General features: G+C 70.2%; 2 protein-coding genes. One reads left to right on the top strand and one right to left on the bottom strand.

The features are described 5' to 3' along the window. Positions 1-847: hypothetical protein (locus tag D474_RS28915; protein WP_017614539.1), on the bottom strand; the 847-nt coding region annotated here is incomplete at its 3' end. A gap of 581 nt (positions 848-1,428) precedes the next feature. Here D474_RS28915 and sepH point away from each other — a divergent pair. Further along, the coding region (gene sepH / locus D474_RS28910) for a septation protein SepH (RefSeq protein ID WP_017614538.1) at positions 1,429-2,175 on the top strand (747 nt) is incomplete at its 3' end.

The raw sequence follows: 2,175 nt of genomic DNA, 5'->3' as shown, positions 1-2,175 counted from the left end.
GCTCCGGCTCGGGCTCCTCCTCGGCCGGCGCCGAATTGCCGCCCACGATGGAGGGCGAGGTCGACTCGTCCAGGCCTCGGGTCCAGGCGGTCAGAGAACGTCCGGTGAGCAGCTCGAAGGACAGGATGACCAGCATCACGACGGTGAAGACGAGGGCGGCCGGGATCAGGACGGCGCGCCATCCGCGGCGGCGCGGTGTCGGCGCCCCCTCGGGCTCGCCGTCGGCGCCGGGGCTGTCGGCCCCGTCTCCTCCGGTGCGACCGGCCCGCACGGCCGTGCCCTGGTCCTCATCCGGGCTCTGGGCCGGGATCAGGACGGTCTCCTCGGGGTCGACGGCACCCCCGTGCCCGTCGACCCGGGTGGCCTCCTGGTCGGCCTGGGCGAGGTCGGCGCCCAGGACCGGCATCGCCATCGTCCGGGTGGCGTCGTCCTCGCCCTGGTTCACGGGTGGTAGGTCGACACGGATGTCCTGCTTCCCGGTCACACCCGTCGCGCCCTCCGTGGTGGCCTTGCCCTTGGCAGTACCCGGTGCCTTGGTCGCGACGGCCTTCTCCGCGAGCTGCTTGGCCTGTTCGCCGCTGCGCGAGAACCAGTGGGAGAGCAGCGGGCTGGCGCTCGTGCTCAGGATCGCCATGACCGCCGTGCCGATGACGGTTCCGTAGACGTCCAGGTACGAGGCCAGGGTTGCCGCGGTGAGTGTGGCCAGGCCGGCGGCCGCGACCTGCGCGAAGCTCAGGTCGATCTTCTTTCCGCCCTGGTCCCGGCCGTCCTCGCCCCGGTCACCGGTCCCGTGGTCGCGATCGGGGTGTGCGTCCCCGGGTTCCTCCGGGGTATGGGTTCGGCCCATCCGGGTTCCCCCCTTGGCTGAGCCGTGTCGGGACACGGCGTACTTCGGTCGTGATCTCTGGGATGGGCGTGTGGTGGGCCAATGCGCACCACGGGTCACAGACTCCACTTAACGCCCATGAGGGGATAACTAAGACTAAGGGCGACAGATGCCTGATAACACCATCAAACAAGAAGCATCACTGTCTAGTGACCATCGGCGTGTCGAGTTGCGCCCGGATAGATCCCTGTGTTGCGGCAACGCGTAGAGACCGGGTTTTTCACCGGACCTGGGGTGGTTCGTGCGGTCCGGGATACGATCACCGCGGAGCCCCGTGCGGAATCGTCGACATTCCCCCACGAACGCTCCCGGTCGCCGACGGACCAGCGTGCCAAGATTGGCACCGGAAGCGACCGTGAGGGCCTCGGGCAGGTTCCGGGGCCGCTCCCACCGTGGTGAGAGCCACGGGCCGGGAGGCGGGCACACAGTTCGGACAGGCCGGGTGCGGTTCTGGCCGGGCCGGGTGTCGGCCGACCAGACTTGGAGAACGCGGGGGTCGGGTCGCGGGATCAGCCCCTCGACGGGACGCGAAAGGGAGGGCGATGCACGAGCTTCGCCTCGTGGCCGTGAGTGAGGACGGCGCCTACTTGGTGCTCGCCAGTACCGGTCGTGGAACCCGTTTCATGCTGCCCGTCGATGACCGCCTACGCGCCGCTGTACGCGGCCAGTTCTCCCGGCTCGGCCAGTACGAGATCGAAGTGGAGAATCCGTTGCGCCCCAAGGAAATCCAGGCCCGCATCCGGTCCGGCGAGACCGCGGAGGCCATCTCCGAGATCTCCGGCATACCGATCGAACGGGTCCGTTGGTTCGAGGGTCCCGTGCTCCAGGAACGCGGGTACATCGCCCAGCAGGCTCAGAACGCCACCGTGCGCGCCCAGGGGGATACCGCGCCCGGCTCGACCCTGGAGGAGCTCGTCACCAAACGCGTCGGCGCCCACCAGCTGGAGACCGGCGATGCGGTGTGGGACTCCTGGAAGCGCGAGGACCGCACCTGGCAGCTCAGGCTCGTCTACTTCCACCAGGGTGAGGAGCGCACGGCCCACTGGCTGTACGAGCCCAGACACAACAGCGTGAGCCCCGCCGACGAGGAAGCGGCCAGGTTCTCCTCTCCCGAACCCTTCGAGAGCGTCCAGGCCCCGGGCGCCAATGTCACACCCTTCGCCCCGCGCCGGAGCGAACCGGCCCCCGCCCGGCCGGAGCCGGAGCCCGATCCGGAGCCCGCGCCCGAGCTCCGGCCCCGTGAGCCGCGTCCCGCCGCGGAGGAGCGCCCCGAGCCCCGTTACCCCGCC

This window comes from Nocardiopsis salina YIM 90010 (genome assembly GCF_000341025.1).
In the GTDB taxonomy this organism is placed as follows: domain Bacteria; phylum Actinomycetota; class Actinomycetes; order Streptosporangiales; family Streptosporangiaceae; genus Nocardiopsis; species Nocardiopsis salina.
Note: the sequence above shows the minus strand (reverse complement) of the source record. Positions and strands in the feature narration are given on the sequence as shown.